This window comes from Moraxella ovis, from assembly GCF_900453105.1.
GTDB lineage: Bacteria > Pseudomonadota > Gammaproteobacteria > Pseudomonadales > Moraxellaceae > Moraxella > Moraxella ovis.
In genome coordinates this window covers 1,525,392-1,550,944 of record NZ_UGPW01000001.1, presented here as the reverse complement: position 1 = coordinate 1,550,944, position 25,553 = coordinate 1,525,392, and the positions used below count along the sequence as shown (strand labels likewise).

General features: G+C 41.6%; 22 protein-coding genes, 2 tRNA genes and 1 pseudogene. 13 read left to right on the top strand and 12 right to left on the bottom strand.

Going from position 1 to position 25,553, the window contains the following annotated elements; genetic code table 11:
• Positions 1-109: 109 nt before the first annotated feature.
• Positions 110-186 (bottom strand) — tRNA-Arg (locus tag DYD54_RS07430).
• 269 nt (positions 187-455) lie between these two features.
• On the opposite strand from DYD54_RS07430, the gene DYD54_RS07425 reads away from it, so the two are divergent.
• From DYD54_RS07425 to queF, 4 genes are all read left to right on the top strand, one after another.
• Positions 456-1,061, top strand: a complete 606-nt coding sequence (locus tag DYD54_RS07425) for a c-type cytochrome (RefSeq protein WP_063514376.1) — start codon at positions 456-458, stop codon at positions 1,059-1,061.
• Between the two features lie 165 nt (positions 1,062-1,226).
• On the top strand, positions 1,227-2,210 hold the full coding sequence (locus DYD54_RS07420) for an ABC transporter ATP-binding protein (RefSeq protein ID WP_063515010.1): 984 nt from the start codon (positions 1,227-1,229) through the stop codon (positions 2,208-2,210).
• Complete coding sequence (locus tag DYD54_RS07415) at positions 2,203-2,973, top strand: ABC transporter permease (protein ID WP_063514375.1); 771 nt, start codon at positions 2,203-2,205, stop codon at positions 2,971-2,973. The genes DYD54_RS07420 and DYD54_RS07415 overlap by 8 nt, the downstream gene beginning before the upstream one ends.
• 80 nt (positions 2,974-3,053) lie before the next feature.
• Positions 3,054-3,911 (top strand): NADPH-dependent 7-cyano-7-deazaguanine reductase QueF, encoded by an 858-nt coding sequence (queF, locus tag DYD54_RS07410; RefSeq protein ID WP_063514374.1) that lies wholly within the window; start codon positions 3,054-3,056, stop codon positions 3,909-3,911.
• A gap of 112 nt (positions 3,912-4,023) precedes the next feature.
• Here the strand turns inward: queF and DYD54_RS07405 are convergent.
• Positions 4,024-4,099 (bottom strand) — tRNA-Glu (locus DYD54_RS07405).
• Positions 4,100-4,278: 179 nt separating this feature from the next.
• Entirely contained in the window at positions 4,279-4,767 is a 489-nt protein-coding gene (locus DYD54_RS07400) for a YajQ family cyclic di-GMP-binding protein (protein WP_063514373.1), read from the bottom strand.
• 1,173 nt (positions 4,768-5,940) lie between these two features.
• Here DYD54_RS07400 and DYD54_RS07395 point away from each other — a divergent pair.
• The 5 genes from DYD54_RS07395 (at position 5,941) to DYD54_RS07375 (ending at position 14,409) form a co-directional block, all read left to right on the top strand.
• Positions 5,941-6,447, top strand: a complete 507-nt coding sequence (locus DYD54_RS07395; protein ID WP_063514372.1) for a toxin-activating lysine-acyltransferase — start codon at positions 5,941-5,943, stop codon at positions 6,445-6,447.
• A gap of 35 nt (positions 6,448-6,482) precedes the next feature.
• Entirely contained in the window at positions 6,483-9,266 is a 2,784-nt protein-coding gene (locus DYD54_RS07390) for an RTX family hemolysin (protein WP_063514371.1), read from the top strand.
• Positions 9,267-9,330: 64 nt separating this feature from the next.
• Positions 9,331-11,544 carry a type I secretion system permease/ATPase gene (locus DYD54_RS07385; RefSeq protein ID WP_084260660.1) on the top strand — a complete coding sequence of 738 codons (2,214 nt, stop codon included), beginning with the start codon at positions 9,331-9,333 and terminating at the stop codon, positions 11,542-11,544.
• 46 nt (positions 11,545-11,590) lie between these two features.
• Positions 11,591-13,018, top strand: coding sequence for an HlyD family type I secretion periplasmic adaptor subunit (locus DYD54_RS07380; protein ID WP_063514370.1), 1,428 nt, complete (start codon positions 11,591-11,593; stop codon positions 13,016-13,018).
• Positions 13,019-13,101: 83 nt separating this feature from the next.
• Positions 13,102-14,409, top strand: a complete 1,308-nt coding sequence (locus tag DYD54_RS07375; protein ID WP_063514369.1) for a TolC family protein — start codon at positions 13,102-13,104, stop codon at positions 14,407-14,409.
• 148 nt (positions 14,410-14,557) lie between these two features.
• Here the strand turns inward: DYD54_RS07375 and rnt are convergent, their stop codons facing one another.
• The 6 genes from rnt to tnpA all read right to left on the bottom strand — a co-directional run bounded on the left by rnt (position 14,558) and on the right by tnpA (position 18,444).
• A complete protein-coding gene (rnt, locus tag DYD54_RS07370) occupies positions 14,558-15,232 on the bottom strand; it encodes a ribonuclease T (protein WP_063514368.1) in 675 nt (224 codons plus the stop codon).
• The gene (gene pyrC, locus DYD54_RS07365; protein WP_084260745.1) at positions 15,232-16,293 is read right to left on the bottom strand and encodes a dihydroorotase; all 1,062 of its coding nucleotides are present in this window, start codon (positions 16,291-16,293) and stop codon (positions 15,232-15,234) included. The genes rnt and pyrC overlap by 1 nt, the downstream gene beginning before the upstream one ends.
• Before the next feature lie 73 nt (positions 16,294-16,366).
• Positions 16,367-16,879: a LysE/ArgO family amino acid transporter gene (locus DYD54_RS07360; protein ID WP_228703538.1), complete on the bottom strand. Its 513-nt coding sequence runs from the start codon at positions 16,877-16,879 to the stop codon at positions 16,367-16,369.
• 74 nt (positions 16,880-16,953) lie between these two features.
• The gene (locus DYD54_RS07355; protein WP_063514365.1) at positions 16,954-17,844 is read right to left on the bottom strand and encodes an RNA-guided endonuclease InsQ/TnpB family protein; all 891 of its coding nucleotides are present in this window, start codon (positions 17,842-17,844) and stop codon (positions 16,954-16,956) included.
• Positions 17,826-18,023 (bottom strand): hypothetical protein, encoded by a 198-nt coding sequence (locus DYD54_RS11300; RefSeq protein WP_147285082.1) that lies wholly within the window; start codon positions 18,021-18,023, stop codon positions 17,826-17,828. The genes DYD54_RS07355 and DYD54_RS11300 overlap by 19 nt, the downstream gene beginning before the upstream one ends.
• A gap of 10 nt (positions 18,024-18,033) precedes the next feature.
• Positions 18,034-18,444: an IS200/IS605 family transposase gene (tnpA, locus tag DYD54_RS07350; RefSeq protein ID WP_046701032.1), complete on the bottom strand. Its 411-nt coding sequence runs from the start codon at positions 18,442-18,444 to the stop codon at positions 18,034-18,036.
• A 48-nt stretch (positions 18,445-18,492) separates the two neighbouring features.
• On the opposite strand from tnpA, the pseudogene DYD54_RS07345 reads away from it, so the two are divergent.
• A pseudogene (locus DYD54_RS07345) lies at positions 18,493-19,598 on the top strand (RNA-guided endonuclease InsQ/TnpB family protein).
• A gap of 202 nt (positions 19,599-19,800) precedes the next feature.
• On the opposite strand, the gene argG reads toward DYD54_RS07345, so the two are convergent.
• Positions 19,801-21,138, bottom strand: a complete 1,338-nt coding sequence (gene argG, locus DYD54_RS07340; protein WP_063514364.1) for an argininosuccinate synthase — start codon at positions 21,136-21,138, stop codon at positions 19,801-19,803.
• Between the two features lie 200 nt (positions 21,139-21,338).
• Here argG and DYD54_RS07335 point away from each other — a divergent pair, with 200 nt between their 5' ends.
• From DYD54_RS07335 to DYD54_RS07325, 3 genes are read left to right on the top strand one after another with little or no spacing between them, the layout of a single operon-like run.
• A complete protein-coding gene (locus tag DYD54_RS07335) occupies positions 21,339-21,845 on the top strand; it encodes a L,D-transpeptidase (RefSeq protein WP_063514363.1) in 507 nt (168 codons plus the stop codon).
• Positions 21,842-22,216, top strand: a complete 375-nt coding sequence (locus tag DYD54_RS07330; RefSeq protein WP_063514362.1) for a hypothetical protein — start codon at positions 21,842-21,844, stop codon at positions 22,214-22,216. The genes DYD54_RS07335 and DYD54_RS07330 overlap by 4 nt, the downstream gene beginning before the upstream one ends.
• Positions 22,217-22,253: 37 nt before the next feature.
• Entirely contained in the window at positions 22,254-23,246 is a 993-nt protein-coding gene (locus DYD54_RS07325; RefSeq protein ID WP_063514361.1) for a LysR family transcriptional regulator, read from the top strand.
• 97 nt (positions 23,247-23,343) lie between these two features.
• Here the strand turns inward: DYD54_RS07325 and DYD54_RS07320 are convergent, their stop codons facing one another.
• Complete coding sequence (locus tag DYD54_RS07320; RefSeq protein WP_063514360.1) at positions 23,344-23,964, bottom strand: FixH family protein; 621 nt, start codon at positions 23,962-23,964, stop codon at positions 23,344-23,346.
• Positions 23,965-24,102: 138 nt separating this feature from the next.
• On the bottom strand, positions 24,103-25,458 hold the full coding sequence (gene ccoG / locus DYD54_RS07315) for a cytochrome c oxidase accessory protein CcoG (RefSeq protein ID WP_063515008.1): 1,356 nt from the start codon (positions 25,456-25,458) through the stop codon (positions 24,103-24,105).
• Positions 25,459-25,553 lie beyond the last annotated feature (95 nt).

Sequence of the window (25,553 nt, the reverse complement as noted above, 5' to 3'; positions counted from 1 at the left end):
TTCGTGGATTTAAACGGTTTTATATGGACGGTATAGGACGGTAAAACTAGTAAAACCCTTTAAAATAAAAGGGCTCAAATACTGATTTGAACCCTATAGGAATGTTATGTGGCGCACCTAGCGGGAATCGAACCCACGACCTTTGGCTTCGGAGGCCAACACTCTATCCAACTGAGCTATAGGTGCAAAATTTTGGCTGTATTTGGATTTTTCAAGCGCAAATTTTACCAAGTTTTTGTTAAAAATGCCACCCGCTCACCCAAAAAGTAGCTTATTTTTAAAAATATTACCAAAATTTTACCGATTTATTGAGATATTACATAAAAATCGTGGCATTTTACCTTGCTTTTCCCTTATAATAGCAGGGAGAAAATTTTAATTCGTTGGGGTGTGTTCGAGAATTTGCCAAACCACCCAACATACCCAGAGTGCATATTGCTCAAGGCTAAGACGAGATGATGACAATGAAAAAAATTGTAATGTTATCTGTCGCCGCTACGTTGGCGATTTTTACCATGGCGACCCAAGCTCAAGAAGCTACCACGCCTGCAGCCGCAGAAGCTGCCGCTGAAACGAATCAACCTGCTACAGAAGCACCAGCAGCAGAAGCTGCATCAGAAGCTGAAGCTACCGCAGAGGCTGCACCTGCCGAAGCTGCACCTGCCGCCGAAGCCATCCCAGAAGACAGCGACCACGTCAAAAAACTAATCGCACTACACCCTAAACTAATCTCGCGTATCGCCCCTTATGGCAAGGTATGTTTTGATGGTGAAGAATGTGACATCAACATCACCGTTCTAGCACCTGCTGTAGAAGGCGAGGCTCGTCCTGGCGATCAACTTTATAAGGCAATCTGTGCTACCTGTCACGATGCTGGTCTAGTAGGCGCGCCAAAAGTTGGTAATGCTGGCGATTGGGGTCCTCGTATCGGTAAAGGTAAAGCGACTCTATACGATCACGCCATCAATGGTTTCGGTGCTATGCCAGCGCGTGGTGGTGCTGACATCTCTGATGACGAAGTTAAGAACGCTGTTGATTACATGATCGAGCAATCTAGCTAATATCATTCGTCAATACCCATAAACATCAAACGGCTTAAATTCAGTATTTGGGCTGCTTGGTGTTTTTGTATTTTATTGTATTGATGTTGTTCATCGTTGGTCTTTAAAATAACGCGATTAACCTTATTAATAGCTTTTTAAAAGCAAAGAAAATTTAAAATGACAATGAATGAAATGCCTGCCCTAAAAGTCCGCAATCTAAAGAAAACCTATCCCAATGGCACTGCCGCCCTAAAAGGCGTGGATTTGACCGTGCCACAAGGCGAATTTTTTGCCTTGCTTGGAGCAAATGGAGCAGGCAAATCCACGATGATTGGTATCATCAGCTCATTATTTCCCCAAACAGACGGCACGGTGGAGATTTTTGGTGTGGATTTGCACAAAAATCCAAGCCTTGCCAAGTCTTATTTGGGCGTTGTTCCCCAAGAACTTAATTTCAACCAATTTGAAAAATGCTTGGATATATTGATTATTCAAGCAGGCTATTACGGCATAAAAAAGAAAGACGCTCTGCCACGAGCCGAATTTTTATTAAAAGAATTGGGACTTTGGGATAAGAAAGATACAAAGGCTCGTTCGCTCTCCGGCGGTATGAAACGCCGTCTAATGATTGCCCGTGCTTTAATGCATCGCCCTAGGCTTTTGATATTAGACGAGCCGACCGCAGGGGTGGATATTGAATTACGCCGTTCTATGTGGGATTTTATGGAGCGTATCAATAAAGACGAAGGCACAAGTATTATTTTGACGACCCATTATTTGGAAGAAGCCGAGCAGTTGTGTAAATATATCGCCATATTAAATCATGGCGAAATTTTAATTAACACCGACATGAAATCATTGCTTGCCCAGTTATCCTTAGAAACCTTTGTTTTTGATTTAAAAAATGAATTAAAAAATACCCCAACTCTTAATAATATCAGCCATATCACTTTGGTAGATAATAAAACCTTAGAAATCACACTTAATAAAACCCAGAATTTAAATGACGTATTTACCCAATTAAACAACCTAAATATCCAAATTGTCAGCATGAGAAATAAAGCCAACCGCCTAGAAGAATTATTTATGGGTGTGGTAGATAGCCATTTTCATAAAGGCAAAATGAAAGACGAGAATAAATTAAATAATGGGGAAAATCATGAATAATCAATTAACCGCCTTTAACACCCTATTATTTAAAGAAATCAAACGCATTGTTCGTATTTGGCCCCAAACCCTATTACCGCCTGTCATTACCATGACTTTGTATTTTGTGATATTTGGGCAAATGATTGGCTCTCGTGTCGGAGAAATGGGTGGGGTGAGCTATATGCAGTTTATCGTGCCAGGTCTTATCATGATGTCGGTCATTACCAATAGTTATTCTAATGTCGTATCATCATTTTTTAGCACCAAATTTCATGGCAGTATTGATGAAATGCTGGTGTCGCCCATATCCAAGCACGCCATATTATTAGGCTATGTGGGTGGTGGCGTATTTCGTGGGCTTGCCATTGCCTTGATTGTGAGCATTGCGGCGTTATTTTTTACTAAGTTAACGATTAGTAATTTGCCAATCATGCTGATTACCATTATTGGCACGTCCGTATTATTTTCATTGGGCGGATTTATCAATGCGGTATTTGCCCGCTCGTTTGATGATATTTCTATTGTGCCAAGTTTTATTTTAACGCCTTTGACTTATTTGGGTGGGGTGTTTTATTCGTTGGAAAATTTATCACCATTTTGGCAAAATTTATCCCTACTAAATCCCATTGTTTATATGGTCAATGCTTTTCGCTATGGCATATTGGGGCATTCTGATGTGAATGTCGGTTATTCGTTATTGGCGATTTTGATATTTTGTGCGGTGTTTTATGGCGTGGCATATAAAATATTAAAAGACGGTAAAAGAATTCGGCTTTCTTAATTTAATATTAAATTCAAATTTGTAGGGGTGAATTGCAATTTGCCCACTATAATAAAAGATAAATCAAAAGGCAAACACAAATGAGTATTCACGGCGTACTAGGCGAAAGCACCACTTATTCAAAAACTTATGACCCCACCATTTTATATCCCATATCTCGGCAAATCGGACGAGATGAGATTTTAAAAGACGTGGGATTTGATTTTAATGATTGCCATGATGAATTAAAAAATGGCGTGGATATTTGGCAAGCCTTTGAATTGTCATGGCTAAATCCGATTGGCATTTCACAAGTGGCAATGGCTCGTTTTACCATTCCTGCCAATTCGCCAAATATCGTAGAATCCAAATCCTTAAAGCTATATCTGAATAGCTTAAACTTTACTAAATTTAGCAGTATTGATGAATTAAAAACCACTTTGCAAAAAGATTTATCTATCTGTGTGGGTGCGAATGTGGGCGTGGAAATCATTGGGCTGAACGATGATGGGCTAGATATTCATGCGCCGGTGGGCATTTGTATTGATGACGTTTTAGATAACACTAAAAAAGAAATTTTGCTGCTGGATGATATTGATAATGTATTCTTGAAGAATGCCAAGAAAGGCGCGCTAACTCAGTATAAATTCTACTCTAATCTACTGCGATCGAACTGCCCAGTGACCAATCAGCCTGACTGGGGGGCGGTGCAGATTGAGATTGCCACCGAATATGAATTGGATTTTGGTGAGTTCTTAAAATACATTTTGTCATTTAGACAGCATAACGGCTTTCATGAACAGTGCGTCGAGCGGATATTCGCCGACTGTATGATTCATTATCGTCCTGTGTTCTTGAGAGTGCTTGCCAATTACACTCGTCGTGGTGGCATCGACATTAACCCTGTGCGCGTCTATCATCGTGATGTGGGAGAGGTTAAGCGTCTGGTGCGTCAGTAAGCTTAACTGTATAAATAAAAGAGCGGGCGTTCGTGCCTGCTCTTTTATTTTCATTGTTGATAAATAAATGATAAAAAACAGCCCTTAAAATTAAGGGCTGTTTTTAGAATATTGGCACTCCATAGGGGATTCGAACCCCTGTTACCGCCGTGAAAGGGCGGTGTCCTAGGCCTCTAGACGAATGGAGCGCAAGGACTGTAAAACCGATTTTATTCAAATCGCTTTACCAACTTTTGAACGCTTTCACCGTGTTTCTCAAAAGTGGCGCCATTATAGCAAATTATTTTCATCCGTCAAGCGATTATTTTTCAAAAATTTAAAATAATTTGTAAATATTTGATTTATATAAAAAAATTATTTTAAAAAATCAATCTTTGAAGTTGTTGAATTGCAGAGGCACGCCAAATGATTTTTCTTTTAGAAATGCCATGCAGGCTTGTAGATTGTCGCGCTTTTTGTCATTGACGCGAATCTTGTCGCCTTGAATGCTGGCCGATACTTTTAAATCGCTTTCTTTGATGGCTTTGCTGATCTTTTTGGCGGTGTCTGAGTCTAGACCGTCTTTTAGATTGATGACTTGCTTGACGGTTTTGCCTGATTGGGCTTTATCTTGTGGGTCGAGGACTTGTAGATCGACGCCGCGCTTGATGAGCTGCTTTTCGAAGATGGCGTAAACGTTGTCTGATTGAAGCTCGTTATCGCAGGTGATGGTTACAGTTCTGGCTTTTTCGTTCAGCTCGACGTTGATGTCACTGCCTTTAAAGTCAAAGCGCGTGGCGATCTCTTTGTCGGTGTTGCCAATGGCATTGCGTACCTCTTGGGTGTTGAGTTCTGAAACGATGTCAAATGATGGCATGAGAATTCCTTATGATGGGTGTTATGATAAGTTTTAGCAATCTGTTTTTTGGATGTCTAAAGACTGGTAGAAATACTAAACCCTAGTCAAATATTGTAATCACATATTAAGGTTATGTTATCACACAATGCCATCAAAAGCGATGATTTTGTGATGAAAGGGGGTGTCTAAAAATGTGCACGAACTTTTGTTATTAGTTAGAGCTCTTTTTGGATTCTGCCCAATCTGAAAAATACGCTTTTTGGTTTGACTTCTTCGGAGTCCTATGTTGATCAACCTGCTTAATTCTATGTGAAAATTTGTAGTATGATTATACTGAGTTGGTTGATTTTTTGTTATTGCTATATTATAATTGTAATTGACCAAAAGATTAAATAATTTTAAATTTTATTGTTTTGCTGTATAAATAATTCTATTAAATACTTTTTTAACTCAATTTAAAAGTAAATCTCAAAAATTAGATTTACTTTTAAATTGCTCTCTACGATTGTGGCAAGACAATTTTTAAAAGCGTTTAATTTAACCAGTAAATGCTCATTAAAATATGTTTGACAGATAATTTATGATTGGCTTTTTTATCTGCCTTATTGAGTAGACTGATGTTTTTCTTTAGTAACTGGCTTTTGGTATTGTATTCTTGAATGTCTTGATAGTCAGAACGCACTCAAATGTGACCATTTGAATCTTTATGGTTTGATGCCTCTTTTCTCCTTACTATTTTAAGCTGTCTAAAGGATGTTTTGGTTGCATCAATTAGCACGGTGCCAATATTAGTGTCTGTCCATAATGACTTTTGATGAGTTGTGCAAAATCTTTTATGCTTATTCGGTATGCTTTGTATCTATATGATGGTTTTGTATGCCGCACTTTCGTTAATCCCAAAGTCCTAGCTTGGATGAATGAACCTTGGTATTTTTGGCGGTAGTTTAAGGCTGTTATAAGTTTTTTTGGGATTATTTTGGCTTTCCATCGCTTGGTATAGACTCCTTGGCGTGGGTAAACATATGCTGATAGGTTGCTCGTTCTGTACCAAAGTAATGTTAAATGATATTTTGAATTAAATTGGTATTATGATTCTTTGGTTTGGGGGGGTATCAAATTGTGTTGAGCTGAAGTTAATGTATAAATCTATTTGAGTTACTTAATTTAAAAAACTTAGAGAGTTGAATACTCATGAATGATAATTTTACAGAACTTGGAGCGATTACTTGGCTGTGGGCTAATTCTAATTTGCATAAGAATTGGACGCTTTCTCTCTTAACAACAAATGTTATTCCAGCAATTCAAACGAAGCAGTATGTACTGCTAAGAAGAGATAATATGCCTGTAGCATATTGTAGTTGGGCTAAGCTTAGTTTGGAAAATGAGGTTAAATATATTAACGATGTTACCTCTCTTAAGTTGGAAGATTGGCAGTCGGGTAATCGAAACTGGTTTATTGACTGGATTACCCCATTTGGCGATAGTCTGAGACTGACAAAACACATGAGAGAGTTGTTTGCAGATGAATTGTTTAGAGCTATCCGTGTGGAAGAAAATTCGTCGCATGGTAAGATAACTGAATTCCATGGAAAATCTGTTGATCCAAAGTTGGCCTCAAAAATGTTTGCGCAATACCACGAAGATCTGATGAGCAAACTATCAACTCAGAATAATTTTATTATATCTAAAGATAATTAATTCAAACCTTTTTAAAACAATTAGGGTAAATAGCCATGTCTAAAATAAATGTAATTAAAACTAATATTCAAGCCGGTTTAAGCTCCACTAAGTCTGGACTAAAAAGTCTTTATTTGGCCATTCCTAAGGACTATGATCCGAAAAAGGAAGGGAGCTTAAATAACTTCATCAAAGCTGCCGATGAGTTAGGAATTGCTCGTTTGGCAGAAGAGCCTAATCACACTCAAACAGCAAAAAAATCTATTGATACGGCAAATCAGCTACTCTCTCTTACACAAACCGGTGTTGCTATCTCTGCAACAAAACTAGATGAACTCTTAAAAAAACATTCTGCCAATAAGTTGGCACAAGAGCTGAAAAGTGCAGAGAATATTGATCATCAATTAGGAGGTGCAAGTAGTGTGTTGGCAACCCTCAGTTCTTTCTTGGGTACTGCTTTAGCGGGCATGGAACTTGATTCTTTGATCAAGCAAGGCGATGCTGCACCTACTGATTTAGCGAAAGCCAGTATTGAATTGATCAATGAAGTGGTTGGCAACCTATCTAGTAGCGTTCAAACAGTTGAGGCATTTTCTGCACAGCTGGCAAAGCTAGGCTCCACTATATCGCAGGCTAAGGGTTTCTCTGGCTTAGGAAATAAGTTGCAAAACTTAAATTTCTCTAAAACCAGTGTTGGTTTGGAAGTGATTACTGGTTTATTATCAGGTATTTCTTCAGGTTTTGTTTTGGCGGATAAAGATGCATCAACTGGTAAAAAAGTGGCTGCAGGTTTTGAGTTAAGCAATCAAGTTGTTGGTAATGTAACAAAAGCAATTTCTTCATATGTTTTAGCACAACGCGTTGCTGCTGGTCTATCAACTACCGGCGCAGTTGCTGCTTTAATCACCTCATCAATTATGTTGGCAATTAGTCCTTTGGCATTTGTGAATGCGGCGGATAAATTTAACCATGCCAATGCTCTTGATGAATTTGCAAAACAATTCCAAAAATTCGGCTATGATGGAGACCATCTACTGGCTGAATATCAGCGTGGTGCAGGCACTATTGAAGCTTCGTTAACTACAATTAATACGGCATTAGGTGCAGTTTCTGCGGGTGTTTCTGCCGCCGCTGTAGGATCTGCTGTTGGTGCACCTATTGCCCTATTGGTCGCTGGAGTAACGGGATTAATCTCTGGTATTCTAGAGGCATCTAAGCAAGCAATGTTTGAAAGTGTTGCGAATCGTTTGCAAGGTAGAATTCTAGAGTGGGAAAAGCAAAATGGTGGTCAGAACTATTTTGATAAAGGTTATGACTCTCGTTATGCTGCTTATTTGGCTAATAACTTACAATTTTTGTCTGAGCTAAATAAAGAGTTGGAAGCTGAGCGTGTTATTGCTATTACACAACAACGCTGGGATAATAATATCGGTGAGTTGGCAGGTATTACCAAGTTGGGAGAGAAAGTTGAGAGCGGAAAAGCTTATGTAGATGCTTTTGAAGATGGTAAAAAAGTGGAGGCCGGTGTTAATATTACATTAGATGCCAAGACTGGAATTGTAGACATCAGTAATTCAGATGGCAAGAAAACTCAAGCATTACACTTTACTTCACCATTATTAAGTGCAGGTAAAGAATCTCGCGAACGCATAAGTAATGGTAAATATTCTTATATCAATAAATTGAAATTTGAGCGTGTTAAAAATTGGCAGATCACTGATGGTGATGCAAGCTCTAAATTAGACTTCTCTAAAGTTATTCAGCGTATTAATGAGCAGGAAACTGTAGAGGAAATTGAGCTGATTGTAAATGCTGGTGCTGGTAACGATGATATCTTTGCTGGGCAAGGTAAAATGAATGTGGACGGTGGAGCCGGACACGATCGTGTTTTATATAGCAAAGATGGTGGCTTGGGTAATATTATCGTAGACGGCACACATGCAACTGAAATGGGCAGCTATATCGTTAATCGTACAGTGGCTAAAGGTGATATTTATCATGAAGTTGTGAAACGCCAAGATACTACGGTAGGTAAACGCACAGAGACTCTTGAGTATCGTGATTATGAATTGAGACAAGTTGGATATGGGTATAAGTCTACTGATCAATTAAAATCCGTAGAAGAAATAATTGGCTCTCAATTTAATGATAACTTCAAAGGCTCCAAATTCACTGATATCTTCCACGGTGGAGATGGAGATGATATACTTGATGGCGGTGCTGGCGATGACCGTTTATTTGGTGGCAAAGGTGCAGATCAACTTTTAGGCGATGATGGAAATGATCTACTTGATGGCGGTGCTGGCGATGATGTATTAAATGGCGGTGCTGGCGATGATGTATACATTGTTCGAAAAGGGGGTGGGAATGATAAACTGTACGATTCTAAAGGCAATGATAAATTGGCATTCGCAGATGCTAATTTATCAGAGTTAACTATTGAGCGTACTCAAGAAGGTATATTGATCAAGCTAAATGACAATTCTGGTAGTATTAATATATCAAATTGGTACATTGCATCCAAGTTAGTGAATTACCATGGTCATAAAACTGATAACAAAATTGAGCACCTTATTGGTAAAGATGGTACTTATATTACCTCTGAGCAAATTGATGGCCTTTTGGAAAACAAACAAGTTGGTGAGAAAATCACATCTCAACAATTGCAAGAGCTTGCAAACAAAAATAAGAGTCAAGAGATATCTGTATCGGACATTGCAAGCAGTTTAAATAAGCTAATTGGCTCAATGGCGTTATTTGGTACAGAGAATCCTGTGAGCTCCAATACCCTGCAACCAACTACACAACCGGTTCATGGTATTTTAGCTCCAAGTGTTTAGTGATTTAATTTACTAGACGATATCACCACCCATATCATTGGTTATAGATTATGAAACTAGTGATATGGGTGGTGATACTTCTTTAATTAGACTTAATTTACAAACCCTTAATAGTAATTTAGTTATGATAGATTATGCTCAACAACCTGCTCTATCTGCTCTGGTTATCCTTGCCAAATACTATGGTATTTCTGCAAGTCCAGCAGACATTATGCATCAGTTTTCTGATAATGCAAAAGGAGACCTGAATGAAATTGAATGGATGTTGGCAGCAAAGAAATTGGAATTAAAGGTAAAGATTATAAAACAGCCTTTAGCTCGATTGTCAATGATAACACTTCCTGCTTTGGTATGGTGTGATGATAAGCCCGATTTAGATCAAAATTTAAACTCTCATTTTATACTAACTAAAATTGATGGGGTGGGATCTGCTGCAAAATATCTCATCTATGATTTGATCGAAAATCGTCCTATGATATTAGATGCAAGTGAGTTTTCTGAAAGATATTCTGGTAAGTTAATGCTAGTAACTTCCCGTGCGTCAATATTGGGTTCATTGGCTAAATTTGATTTTACTTGGTTTATTCCTGCGGTAATCAAATATCGTTATATTTTTTTTGAAGTTATTGTTATTTCAGTGGTGCTACAGATTTTTGCTCTGATTACGCCATTGTTTTTTCAGGTTGTGATGGATAAGGTATTGGTGCATCGTGGTTTTTCTACTCTGGATGTGGTAGCGATTGCCTTATTGGTAGTAAGTTTATTTGAAGTCATTTTAAGTGGTCTACGCACTTATATTTTTGCTCATACAACCTCTCGGATTGATGTAGAGCTAGGAGCACGATTATTTCGTCATCTACTCGCTTTACCACTTGCTTATTTTGAAAGCAGAAGGGTGGGTGATACGGTTGCACGCATACGGGAGCTGGAACATATCCGCAATTTCTTAACTGGTCAAGCTCTTACCTCAGTTTTAGATTTGGTGTTTTCTTTTATATTCTTGTTTGTAATGTGGTATTACAGCCCTACTTTAACACTGGTAGTTTTGGCATCATTACCAATATATGCGTTTTGGTCTGCCTTTATTAGCCCAATTTTACGCACTCGACTAAATGATCAATTTGCACGCAATGCAGATAATCAATCTTTTTTGGTGGAAAGTATTACTGCGGTTGGTACGGTAAAAGCAATGGCGGTTGAACCTCAAATGACCCGTCGCTGGGATAATCAATTAGCAGCTTATGTGGTTTCTAGTTTTCGGGTTGCTAAGTTGGCAATGGTTGGGCAGCAAGGAGTGCAACTCATTCAAAAGCTGGTTGTTGTGGCAACTCTATGGATTGGTGCAAAATTGGTAATTGAAGGCAAGCTATCGGTAGGTCAATTAATAGCATTTAATATGCTGGCAGGTCAGGTGGCCGCCCCTGTTATTCGCCTGGCACAGCTATGGCAAGATTTTCAGCAAGTAGGTATTTCAGTGGCGAGATTGGGTGATATTTTAAATACTCCAACTGAGCATTCTACATCTCGCTTAACTTTGCCTGATATTAAGGGTGATATTACATTTGAAAATATTGATTTTCGCTACAAAATAGATGGGCATTTAATATTACAGAATTTAAATTTACAGATTAACGCTGGAGAGATACTAGGTATCGTAGGACGCTCTGGTTCAGGCAAGTCAACATTGACAAAATTAGTACAGCGTTTATATGTACCAGAAAATGGGCGAATATTAGTTGATGGAAACGATTTGGCATTAGCTGATCCCGCTTGGCTGCGTCGCCAAGTGGGTGTTGTTTTGCAGGAAAATGTGTTACTCAATCGTAGTATTCGAGATAACATTGCCTTAACTGATACGGGCATGTCATTAGAGTTGATTATCCAGGCTGCCAAGATGTCTGGGGCACATGACTTTATTATGGAATTGCCTGAGGGTTATGATACGATTGTTGGAGAGCAAGGTGCAGGCTTGTCAGGTGGACAACGCCAGCGTATCGCTATTGCGCGTGCTTTAATTACAAATCCGCGTATTTTGATTTTTGATGAAGCTACTAGTGCATTAGACTATGAGTCGGAAAGAGCCATCATGCAAAATATGCAGGCAATTTGTCAAGATAGAACAGTCTTAATTATTGCACATCGCCTATCTACTGTAAAAATGGCACATCGCATTATTGCGATGGACAAAGGGAAGATTGTGGAGCAGGGTACACATCAAGAATTGTTACAAAAAGAAGATGGTTACTATCGTTATTTATATGATTTGCAGAATGGATAAGTTTGTTCTATTAATGCTATTATTAAACATTCAAGGAAAATAATTCATGTTTATACAAGCACTTAAAGATTTTTTTATTCGTTATGTGACCGTTTGGCGAAATACATGGGCAGTGCGAGACCAACTAACCCCTCCTAAGCGTACTAAAGAAGAACTCGCTTTTCTTCCTGCACATCTAGAACTCACTGACACACCTGTATCCAGCTCTTCTAAGTGGACAGCTAGAATAATCATGATATTCGTCCTATTTGCTTTGCTATGGTCTTGGGTTGGACAGATTGATATTGTTGCCACAGCTTCGGGAAAAATTTCTTCAGGTAGTCGTAGTAAAACTATTCAATCTTTGGAAACGGCCATAGTTAAAGCTGTGCATGTGCGTGATGGTCAGAATATTCAACAAGGAGAGGTATTGGTAGATTTGGTGGCGGTTGGTTCAGATAGTGATGTCGCTCAGTCCGAAAAAGCCCTGCAAGCAGCACAATTATCCAAACTACGCCTTGAAGCAATTTTATCAGCATTGAATCACCGTATCAATCCTAAGATTGATTTAGCATATGCAAAGTCTTTAAATATTTCAGAATTGGAAATTAATGAAGCCCAAACTTTGGCCCAAAATCAATATCAAGCATGGTTGGCGCAAGATGAACAATTAAAATTAATCTTAAAGGGGCATCAGGCAGAATTACAGTCTGCCCGATCTCAAGAACAAAAGTTGGTTGCGGTTGGTGCAATTGAACGCCAAAAGACTGATGACTATCGAAAGCTCAAAGCAGAAAACTTTATATCCGAGCATGCCTATCTGGAGCAAGAAAGTAAATTACTTAGCAATCAGAATGATTTACAAAGTACGCGTAGTCAGATTCAAAAAATACAAGCTGCAATCATGCAAGCTGAACAAAACCGTATGTTATATACTCAAAATCTAAAACGCGATACATTAGAATCTTTGCGTCAAACCAATGAGCAAATTAATCAATACACTGGTCAAGCTAATAAAGCTAAGCAGCGACAGAAATTGCTAAGCATTAAATCGCCTGTTAGTGGTACTGTACAGGAGTTAGCAACTTACACTTTGGGTGGAGTTGTACAAGCAGCACAAAAAATCATGGTCGTGGTGCCTAATGATAATCAAGTGGAAGTAGAGGTATTGGTGCTAAATAAAGATATCGGCTTTGTAAAGGTTGGTCAGGATGTTATTGTCAAAGTTGAGAGTTTTCCTTATACGCGTTATGGTTATTTAACAGGCAAAATCAAAAGCATTAGCCATGATGCCGTAGAACACCAACATTTAGGACTGGTATATACCGCACTTGTTTCTCTTGATAAAAGCACATTAAATATAGATGGAGCAACAATCAACTTAACACCAGGAATGAATGTTACTGCTGAAATTAAAACGGGTAAACGCCGTGTTTTGGATTATATGCTAAGTCCATTGCAGACAAAAGTTGATGAAAGTTTTCGTGAGCGTTAATTTTTCCTGTGCTTTTATTTAATTTGATAAACTGAGTGTTGTAATAAGAATTGTTAAAAGCACCCAAATCAACCAGAGAAACCATGAGAAATATAAAAATGAAAAAGTATATTTATCCTTATTCACTTTCTTTACTCTTTTTTATGAATAGTTCTCCTACTTATGCGTTTAATTTGCAAGAAGCGTGGGTTGCTGCACAACAAAATTCTGCAGATTATCAGGAGGCGTTTTATCAAAAAAATGTTATTCAAGAAAAACAACGGCAGGCCAAATCAGTTTTCTATCCACATCTTTCAGGGAATATCAATTATCAGAATCAACCTCATTCTTCAACCCCTATTAAAGAAAATTATGGTTGGGATTTACAGCTTAGTCAAACTTTATTTGATGGAAGTGAGATTGCCAAATATCGTCAAAGTATCTACAATAGTAAGGTGGCTGAGAAGAATTATAGTGATGCTAAAGAGCAACTATTATACAATGTGGCAGAGAATTATTTTAATCTGTTACTTAGTAATGAAACAATCATTGCTTATACAGCAGAAAAGATGTCTTATGAACAACAGGTTAGGCGTGCTCAGGCATTATTTGATAAAGGTGTTGCTACAGCACTAGATATACACGAAGCTCAAGCGGGTTATGACAATGCTGTAGCACAAGAGAGTGCCGCAATTGCAAAAAGACAAATTTTGGAAAATCAGCTTAATAACTATACAGGGTTGGATAGTAAACAAATTGAGCCTATTTCTATCCTTGATCAAATTGATGATTATCTTTTACAGATTAAAAAATATAGCCTAGATGAATGGCAATCGATTGCTTTGGAGAATAATCATAGGTATTTAGCACAAAAATATGCTGTTAACAGCCAAGAAGAGGCTGTTAAAGCTGCTAAAAATAATCGTTTACCTAAACTCAAAGGGCAGATTAAATATCAAGATGTATCATCTCCCAATAACTACAAAGTTGATGATAAACAAAGAAATGCTACAATACAATTGCAGTTTCATATTCCTTTGTTCGCAGGTGGAGACCTAAATAGTAAAATAAGTGAAGCAATGAATCAATATGAGGCAACCTATGCTCAATTAGTTGCTATGGAGAGACAAATTAAACTGGCAATACGCCAAGCTTATGCTGAAAGTAATGCTATGTACCATCAAATTCTTGCACAAGAACGCGTACTTAAAAGCAGACAACTCCAACTCAAATCAACTGAAACAGGACAAATATACGGCATAAGAAACCATTTGGAGGTAATACAGGCTAGGCAGGGAGTAACAGAGGCAGAGCAAAAACTTGCAGAGACTAAATATAAATTCTTGATGGCTTACCTCACACTTATTAAAGAAAGTGGTTTAGAGTTGGAGGAGAATATAAACATTATTTGATCGAATTGGCTAAACTTTGAATTAAGCCAAGGGTGTACTAAAAGATAAAATCTGTGTTTTGGTGATTTTAGATTGTAAACAGAACATAATTATTTTGCGTTTTTAATAATACATCATACCAAATTAATGGCATGATGTATTATTAATATTATGATTCACTTGTTTCTGCCGATTCTATTTCAGCATCAACACTTGGCATGGCGGTCAGCATGGGCAATTCATTAAAAATCTTACAGAACAGCTCTGCGGTTTTTTGGGTGTCGTATAATGCAGAATGGGCGTGATTGTTGTCAAATTCGATGCCCGCCATCACACAGGTGCGCGCCAAAACGGTATGCCCATAGGCAAGGGCGGATAGGCTTGCCGTGTCGAGCACGCTAAATGCGTGAAATGGCGAGTGATTCTTTGAACTGGTGCGCGCGATGGCGGCATTCAAAAAACCCAAATCAAAATGCGCATTATGCCCGACCAGAATGCATTGACGGCAGTCGTATTGTTTGCGAACTTCTTTTAACGCCTTAAAGATGCGGCGCAGAGCGACTTTCTCATCCTCGCTGATCGCCTTTCGAAAAGGGCTCTCAGGATTGATGCCAGTGAATTTGAGTGCGGCAGGCTCAAGATTCGCTCCGATGAACGGCTCGATGTGGGCGTTCAGTGGTTCGCCTTGGATGAGCTGACCTTGCTCATCCATCACAATGGGAATGCAGGCAATCTCAAGCAGGGCATCTGTCTGTGCATTAAAGCCTGCTGTCTCGACATCGACGACCACAGGCATAAAACCGCGAAAACGCTCCTTTAGGGTGATAGGCTTATCCGATATCATCACGACACCTGTGTCCAAGCTAGGCTCTGACCTGCCAGTAGTGGTGTCAAGGTTTTACCGTCTAGGTAGTCGTAGGCTTCAGGGATGGTTTGTTCTTGCTTGATCAGCGTAATGGTGCTGGTATTGACAGGCAAGCCATAGAACTGAGCACCAAAGACGCTAGAGAAATTCTCAAGCTTATCAAGCGCGCCAACGCTTTCAAAAGCTGTCGCATATAGCGGCAAGGCGTGTACGGCAGAATAGCAGCCAGCACAGCCGCAAGCATTCTCTTTGGTGTGAGTGGCATGCGGTGCTGAGTCTGTACCTAAGAAGAATTTGGGGTTGCCACTGGTTGCCACTTCTAATAGACGCTTTTGGTGGTCGGCACGTTTTAGGATGGGTAGGCAGTAATAGTGCGGCTTGACACCACCAACCAGCAGATGATTACGGTTAAATAGCAGATGCTGCGGTGTGATGGTCGCACCGATGTGACTACCCTGAGCCAAACAAAAATCGGCCGCATCAGCGGTCGTGATGTGCTCCATGACAATTTTTAGCTCGGGGAAGTTTTTGATAATAATCGACAGAATCTCATCCAAAAAACGCTTTTCACGGTCAAAGATGTCCACATCACTGTGCGTGACTTCGCCATGTACCAGCAGTGGGATGCCGTGTTTTTGCATGGCTTCAAAGACTTCTGCACGTCCTAGAATGTCGGTAACACCATCAGCTGAATTGGTAGTGGCGCCTGCTGGGTAGAGCTTAACAGCGCGTACTACACCGGAAGCCTTAGCGGCAGCGATCTCATCAGCCGTGGTGTGATCAGTGAGATATAGCACCATGCAGGGGTCGAAGCTCTGCTTGCGTTCGGCGCTGATGTCAGCATTGGCTAGCGCGTCTAAGATGCGTCCACGATAGGCAATCGCCTGCTCGGTCGTCTTGACAGGTGGGACGAGGTTTGGCATGCAGATGACGCGGTTAAAACTCTGTGCGGCGTGTGTAACGGTGGTGCGCAGGGCGTCACCATCGCGCAGATGGATGTGCCAATCGTCTGGCTGAATCAGGGTGAGTGTGGTCATGATCTGGCTCGCTAAAGTATGATTTGATTGGATTATTTTAGCATGAAACAAGCATTTGCCAAAATGATTTCACGACCTAGGTTGCTAACGTGAGCGCATGGCGCACCAGCGAAAATGCAATCGCCCACATGACGATGCCGATAAACGTGTCTAGCACTCGCCAAGTGGCAAACTTTTTGAATAATGGCGTAAGCAGTCTTGCGCCATAACCAAGCCCAAAGAACCAAGTCGCTGAAGCCAGCACCGCCCCGATGAGAAAGAAGTATTTGTCGCCCAAGCTAAGTGGGCTGGCAATGCTGCCTACCAGAACGACGGTATCGAGATAGACGTGCGGATTTAATAATGTTAAAGCATGCGTGGTGGCAATGGTCTTGCCCAGTGCGTGGGTTTGACGCTGATCGTCTAATGCCAATGCGCTCGTGCCTTGATGAGCGAATTTGAAAGCGCGAAAGCCATACCAAAATAGGAACACAGCACCCATGAGCGACAGCATGAGCGTGGCAATGTGACTTTGGCTAATCAGGCTTCCTAGACCAAGCACGCCCATGCTCATCAAAATAAAATCGCATAAGAAACAAATCAAGCACACTCAAAAGACATGCTGGCGCAATAAACCTTGCTTTAATAGTTCCAAATTTCACGGAAAAACACGGAAATTTAAGTTTAAGGATTAACCTTTAATAGGTTAATCATCTTAGGCGTACTACACACCACTATTGGGTTGTAATCAAACTTCCCAATTACTTTTCTTAAAATATTGTAAGCACCATTGACATCAGCATTGATAAGCGTGTTATTGCTTGATTTAAATAAACCACGCTTAACACGTTTACCTTGATAATTAACTTGTTTAGCAATGGGTTCATCATCAAGAAAGCTACATTTACTTGTATAACTTTCCTCAGTAACAATCACATCAATGCCTTGTAATTTAGCTTTATACTGTATCATTTGCACCAGTCTTGCAAAAGGCACACTGACAAAACTTTGATTGTTTCTTTTACCAATATTTATCCCTTGTTTCCAACCTTGATTGTGACCGATAACAATCGTTGTTATCTCGTTGGCAACTGCGTGGTTGATAAGATAATGGCTTGCTTTATGTAAATAATCATTGATTTGATTATTACGTTTAAATGATAACTTATTTAACTGTTTGTTAATGCAGCTAATCTGTGGAATGATTTTATTGCTTTGCTTGGCAAGGTGAATGAATCTGTCTTTTTCACCCTGTAGCTTAGCTTTGATTTTATTAAAAAATTGATTAACAGATTTTACAGTCTTGCCTGTAACAATAAAAGGCGTATTGTTTGTGTTGCTAACAGCTGTCATAAGATTATTTAAACCTAAATCAACCGCTAAATAACGCCCATTATTGGGTTTAGGTGTTGGCTTGTCTGTTTTGTAAGTGATTTTAATATCATAACCATTGGCAATCTTGACAACTTTGACTTCTTGTATGTTGTCAAGATTGATGATGTTTTTAAGTTTGCCAAGTTCAAAAGACAATGGTGTATCAAAATAGCTTGAAAGGGTTAAAATGCCTTTTTGCAAATCACGTTTAGAAATTGATTGTTTGGTAAAATAATGTTAGCTCGTCCTTTGGTTTTATCTAAATATTTTGGTAATTTAGGATGAGCTAAAAACTTGGATTTGTCTTTATCCTCCGTTGCCGTAAAACCACCGACTTCAGGCGGTGGATATAAGGCAACTCCGCAATCATGCTTACGCACAGAAAGTTGTTTAGTGTGGTGTATTCTGCTGTTCAATGTACTGGCGGATAATCTCAATTGGAGCACCGCCACAACTACCTGCAAAATAGCTAGGCGACCACAACGCACCACCCCATAACTGCCCTTTGATGGACGGATATTCTTTTTTACGCAATAACCGACTAGATACGCCTTTCAAGCTATTTACCAAACTAGAAATAGCCACTTTAGGCGGATAAACCACCAATAAATGCACATGGTCGCATTCACCATCAAACTCAACTAATTGTGCCTCAAACTTTGAACAAACTTCCTCAAAGATAACCTGCATATCGTCTAAAATCTCTTTAGTGAATACCTTTCTGCGGTATTTAGCCACAAAGACCAAATGCACATGAAGATTGTAAACAACATGCCTACCACGTCTTAAATCATTTGACATATAATTAGACCAACTGTAAAATATAAAAATCCAATTATACTTAAACCTATGAAAACACTCAAGCTACGCATACGAGATAAACACACAGACCAACTAAACCACCTAAGCGGTTCGGTTAATTTCGTGTGGAATTACGTCAATGACTTGAGTTACAAGCATCTGCAAAAGACTGGCAAATTCTTTAGTGCTTACGACCTAAACGAATACACCAAAGGTAGCGGTGAGCTGTTAGGCTTGCATAGTCAAACTATTCAAGCGATTAATGAAACCCACGCCAAAAGCCGAAAACAATTCAAAAAGGCTAAATTATCATGGCGAACCAACAATCCAAAATCAAAGCGTAAATCGCTCGGTTGGCTACCCTTTAAACAATCTGCCATTAAACACATCGCTACCCACCAAACAGGCAAAAAAGGATTAAAATCAACCTTACAGCTTAGTTTAGCTAAAGGGCAAAAGCTAATCATTGACCTATGGGACAGCTACAACCTGTCGCTATACCAAATTAACACTCTTGAGATTGTGCAAGACAGCCGCAGTCGTTGGTATGCGTGTATCACCGTTAAAAATTACCCTAAAACCACTTGTGGAACTGGTAGCGTTGGCATAGATTTAGGCTTAAAAGACAGTGCCACTACCTCAAACGGTGACAAGCTACAAATCAAGCAAACTCTTAAATATGCCAAAGCGTTAGCCACAGCCCAACGTGCCAAAAACAAACAGCGTGTCAAGGCAATCCATGCCAAAATTAAAAACACACGCCAAGACCTAATTCATAAATTCACTACCCAATTAGTCAAAGACAACGCCCTAATTGTGGTTGGTGACGTTAAAACCACCCAATTTAACAGCAAAAAAGGCAAACTAGCCAAATCGGTTTACGATGCTAGCTGGTTTGAACTCAAACGACAACTGACCTACAAATGTAAGAATGCAGGTTGTCGCTTAGAAACCGTATCTGAAAAATACACTACCCAAACTTGTTCGTGTTGCGGTCAAATCGACAGCAACAGTCCGAAAGGTAGAGCAGGTTTGCGAATAAGAGAATGGGCTTGTGCGAAGTGTGGCACATGGCATGATAGAGATATCAATGCTAGTAAGAACATTCTTGCGGTCGGCTTGACCGTCTAGCAGTAGGAATCCCCTCGGTTTAGCGAGGGGAGGAAGTCAAACAAGTATTTTCCGTGTTTTTCTGTTGTTTAAATGAAGTTAAATTATACAAAGCCATTCTGAGCGCCGATCGCGACAATCAAACCAAACAAAAAACCCTTGCAAGGCAATAGAATTCATCATTTGTCCAAAAATAGCACATGAAAAACACGCCCATTTGAGCGTGTTTTTGGTGAATATAAATGCTTACTTATTTTCAAGCTGTGGTACGGCATTGCCACCGCCCACGCCCAGAAGGCCGCTTTGGGTGTAGATGCCAAGCTTGTGACGAGTGTCAGCGATGTCAAGGTTGCGCATGGTTAGCTGGCCGATGCGATCAAGCGGAGTGAATGCAGCATCTTCAACCTTCTCCATAGACAGACGTTCTGGCTCGTAAGTTAGGTTCTCTGATTTGGTGTTCAGGATGCTATAGTCGTTGCCACGGCGTAGCTCTAGCGTGACTGTACCTGTGATGGCGCGCGCCACCCAGCGCTGAGCGGTCTCTCTTAGCATCAGGGCTTGAGAATCGAACCAGCGACCTTGGTACAGTAGGCGGCCTAGACGAAGACCGTTAATGCGGTATTGCTCGATGGTGTCTTCGTTATGGATGCCGGTCACCAGACGCTCATAAGCGATGTGCAATAGCGCCATGCCAGGGGCTTCATAGATGCCGCGAGATTTGGCTTCGATGATGCGGTTCTCGATCTGATCGGTCATGCCCAGACCGTGACGGCCACCGATCTCGTTGGCTTTTAGGATAAGATCAACTGGGCTTTCGATGCGTTCGCCATTGATTGCCACAGGCGTGCCTTCTTCAAAGGTGATGCTAACTTCTTCGGCATCAATCTTTACATCCTCATCCCAGTACGCCACGCCCATGATAGGTTCTACGATCTTGTGACTGACATTAAGTAACTCAAGGTCTTTGGCTTCGTGGGTCGCACCCAGCATGTTAGAGTCGGTTGAGTAGGCTTTTTCTTTGCTCATCTTATAGTCAAAGCCATTGTCGATGAGGAATTGACTCATCTCAGCACGACCGCCCAGCTCGTCGATGAATGTTTGGTCTAGCCAAGGCTTGTAGATTTTTAGTTCAGGGTTGGCTAGCAGACCGTAGCGATAGAAGCGCTCGATGTCATTGCCTTTATAGGTTGAGCCGTCACCCCAGATGTTCACGTCATCTTCACGCATGGCAGAGACGAGCATCGTACCAGTTACAGCGCGTCCCAGCGGTGTGGTGTTGAAGTAAGGCATGCCACCTGTGGTTACGTGGAATGCGCCGCACTGAATGGCTGCGATACCTTCTAGGGCAAGCTGTAGTCGGCAATCGACAAGGCGTGCCTTGACTGCGCCGTATTGCTCTGCCTTGGCAGGGATGGCGTTATAGTCGTCTTCGTCAGGCTGACCTAGGTTTGCGGTGTAGGCATAAGGTTCTGCGCCTTTTTGTTTCATCCATAGTAGGGCGGCAGAGGTATCAAGACCGCCAGAGAAGGCGATACCGACTTTCTTGCCGGTAGGTAGGTTTTGTAAGATGGTGGCGTTTGACATGAACTTTCCTTAAAAAACTTAAAAATAAAAGCCAAATGAATTTTTAAGATTATAGCACTTTTGGGCATGGTTTTGGCTGATTTGCCGAAAAATATTTGAATAGCATCATCAAAAATTCGCGCAAAATTTCCCCTAAAGCTTAAATTTTTTGATAAACTAACAATTTATAAAATATCCATCATTTTTTAATTTGATAACCCATGAGCCAAGCGACTTCCAAAGTTCATTTATTGATTGATACCGCAAATCAGACCCTTGATGTCTATGATGGCGATGAATTGATCAAGCAGTTTAGCGTATCCACCGCCAAAAATGGCACAGGTCAGCTTGAGAACACGGGCTGCACGCCGCTGGGCAGACACACCATCGCCCAAAAAATCGGCGGCGAATATCCCATGAATGCCGTGTTCGTCGGTCGAGTATTCACGGGCGAGATCTATGATGATGAGCTAGGTCGTAAGAACCCAGATCATGACTGGATATTGAGCAGAATTCTGTGGCTTGATGGCTGTGAGGATAGTGTAAATAAGGGTGAGAATGCCGATGGTGTCTGCGATACTTTTTCGCGTTACATCTATATCCATGGCACGCCCGATACCGAGCCGATGGGTGAGCCGATGTCGCATGGCTGCGTACGCATGCGCAATGAGGATATCGTGTGGCTTTATGATGTGGTGGATGTCGGTACGGCGGTAAATATTGTATGAGTGACGTTAAATTGATGGATAATGTATTAAAATCATCAGGTATGGTTAAGGTGCTATCGGTGGCGCTGTTGGCGCTGCTGATGGCTTGTGCGAGTCTGCCAAATACTAAGCAGGCGAATAGCACAGATCTGATGTCTATACCCGCTAAGCAGACGGGCGTGTACATCATATCGTACGATAAAGACAAAAAAGACAATCTCATGCAAGCCATCCACCATCATGCAGATGAGGTGCTATATGAGTACAAGAATTTGGGCGGTATGCTGGCGATTAAGATCAGTGCTGAAGATATGAATGGGCGCATTAATGACTACAAGCGGATCGATGGTGTCATTCAAATCACTAAAAGCCAAACGGTGTATCTACAATGATTGACTGCCATCGGTCAAAATAATAAAAGGGCAAAGCGTGAATTTACAAAAAGTTGATTTAAATTTATTGGTGTATTTGGATGTGCTGCTGCGTGAGAAGAACGTAACGCGCGCTGCTGAGCAGCTTGGCATCACACAGCCTGCGATGAGTAATATCTTGCGTCGATTGCGCTCTTTGTTTAATGATCCTCTTCTAGTGCGTTCATCGGAGGGTATGACACCAACCGAGCGCGCAGGCGAGCTACAGCCGCGCATCAGAGAGATACTCTCGGATGTCAGTACGCTATTAGAGCCGCGTACCGAGTTTCGCCCTTACAGCACCTCGCGCGTGTTTCGTATCATGACGAGTGACTATGCTGAGGCGACCTTGGTACCTAGACTGGTCAAGGCACTACGCAGTGAAGCACCGAACGTAATTCTGGACTTTTTGACACCGTCGGATGTCTCTTATCGTGATATGGAACAGGGGCGTGTGGATTTGGCGATTAACCGCTTTAACGAAATTCCCCAGAGCTTCCATCAGGTGCTGGTATGGCGCGATACGTTCAGCTGTCTGCTGTCAGCGGACAGCCCATATGTGGGTCGATTTAACCTTAAGAACTACCTAAAGGCTCAGCACGTCTGGGTGTCTAAGACCGGTATGGGCGTGGGCTTTGGGGTGAATCCTGAGAAGTCGGGCGGTTTAGGTTCGATCGACCAAGCGCTACAGCGACTGGGTCAAAAACGCCAAATCAGCGTATTCACCCGCCATTATCAGATGCCCGCGATGCTCGCCGCGAATAAGGATTTGATCGCTACTTTACCCACGCGTGTCGCCAAGCTACAGGCGCATAATAACCCACAGATTGTGGTGAAAGAGCCGCCATTCTTCATTCCTGAATTTGAACTAACAATGGCGTGGTCGCCACTGCTACAGCACCATCCGGCGCACCGCTGGCTAAGACAGCTCATCCTACACGTCGCGCGCCAAGTCATCGCTGAAGAAGAAGCGGCATTACAATCCGCCAGGCTCATCAAAAGCAGCACATAATCACAGTAATAATAAACCGCCCAAATAGATAATTCAGGCGGTTTATTTTTTATTTTATTAATAATGCAATTGCAGCCAAAATCCTAAAGCAAAAGGATTATTGATTTTGAGTAGGGCGCAGATCGCGTTGATCAGGCAGGACTTGGCGCTCTTCATCGAAGCTATCAAGCGGTGAGAAAGCAACGTTCTTAGCAGGTAGCTTTTGAACATGAACGAGACGCCAGTCATAGATGCCATCGTTGCTTACCTGTAGATAGTATTTGGCAGGGGTTTCATCCAGCGTGACTTTGCCTTCATAGCGATTCGCGCCAACGTAGCGAATGCTTAGATCCTTATCCTTGGTACTGTCGGTGGCGTGCGAGATGCTGACAGCGAGCATCTTTGGATATTCTAATGGTGTACTATCGCGTAATTTACCCGATGACAGGGTGTCGCTAGGGTAGCGCAGCTCAAAGCTGACATTGTCACCATTGAAGCGCATGATGCCAGAGATGCCTAAGTCATGCGCCAACTGGTCGCGCGTGGCATCTTGATAGAGCGCCTTGCCATCCATATACCAATCATCACGCACAGTGCTGTCTTGAACTCGAATGGCATAGATAATGAAGAAAATACATATCACCACCACGAGTGCAGGCAGACCGATGACGAATATAGTCATGAAGGGGTTTTTGTACCAAGGTTCTTTTTGAGTGTGGGTCATGAAATCAGGTCGCATGATAAATTTGACCAGTATTCTAGCATATTTTAGGGTGGGGCTAAAGGGCGGGCGTGCCTAAAATATACAAGGCAAGCTGACAGTATGCACAAAAAAATTCCCAAAGCAGACTTTGGGAATTTTGGTTGATGTGCCATCTTATTTCTTGGACTCATAGATGAAGATATCTTGAGCACTGGCACTGTATTTGCCATCTTCACTGTACACGGTGATGGTGATGGGCGTCTTGCCAGCTTTGATGACATTGACATCGCCGACGATGCTCACAGGCAGGTCATAAGGCTCGTTCGCTTGTAGCGGCAGTTGCTTGAAGCGTGAACGCAGTATCATACCTTCGACAGGCTCAAGTCTGACTTTATAGACTTGGCGTTCGTCGGTCTTGTTGACGATTTTTAGGACATAGCTGTTCTCGACTTGACCGTTCTTGACCGTGCTTAACTGCTTACGATCATGGCGAATCTCCATTTCTAGCGGTGCACGACCTGTCGCGACCAGTGTCGCAGCAGTGATGGCAGCTCCCAGTACGAATATGTAGGCAAAGATGCGTGGGCTGATGATTTTGGTTTGTTGGTGTTCGAGCATCTGACGCTCGGTGGTGTAGCGTATGAGCCCACGAGGATAGCCCACTTTGTCCATGATTTCGTTACACGCATCCACACAGGCGGCACACTGGATACACTCTACCTGCAGACCATCACGAATGTCGATGCCAGTGGGGCATACCTGCACACACATACTACAATCCACACAGTCGCCATAGCCTGCTGGATGATCGCCACGCTTTCTGGCACCGCGAGGCTCGCCTCGCTCATAGTCGTAGGAGACAAGCAGCGTGTCTTTGTCAAACATCACCGACTGAAAGCGACCATAGGGACACAGGTGCACGCACATATGCTCGCGCATGTAGCCGGCATTGGTCTGGGTAACAAAAGTGATGAGAACAAAAAACACCCAAGTCATCTTCCCCCAGCCCATAAAAAACGGCACATGTCCATTAAAGAACAGAGCGTCCGTCCCTGTGATGAAGGCGATGAAAGTCAGGGCGGTGATGGCAGAGAACACAAGCCAGATACCATGAATGGCGAGGGTCTTTAGGATTTTTGTGCCGGTCCAAGGCTGCTTATCGAACTTGATGCGTTGATTGCGATCGCCGATGACCCATTTCTCGATGTGCTGATACAGATGCACATAGATGGTCTGCGGACAGGCATAGCCACACCACACACGCCCAGCGTACACCGTTACCATGAACAGCAGCATGGCAGCGATGATGAACACAAAAGCAAAAAAATAAAAATCCTGCGGCATGAAAGTCGCCCCAAAGATATAAAACTTCGGCTCAATCACATCAAGCAATATCGCCTGCCGTCCATTCCACCTGATCCAGGGAGCGACCAAAAACCCTGCCAAGATCGCATACATGACTGTCAGACGGATGCTTTGGTATTTACCCTTGACGAATCTGGGGTGGACACGATGCTTGGTGGCGTCCATGTCCTTAGAATGCGGAATGAGTTTCTCTGGTGGTGGACGCTGTTTTTTGGGTTGTTTGGGTGCTGGCTTGGACGTAGGATTCGCCTCATCTGCTG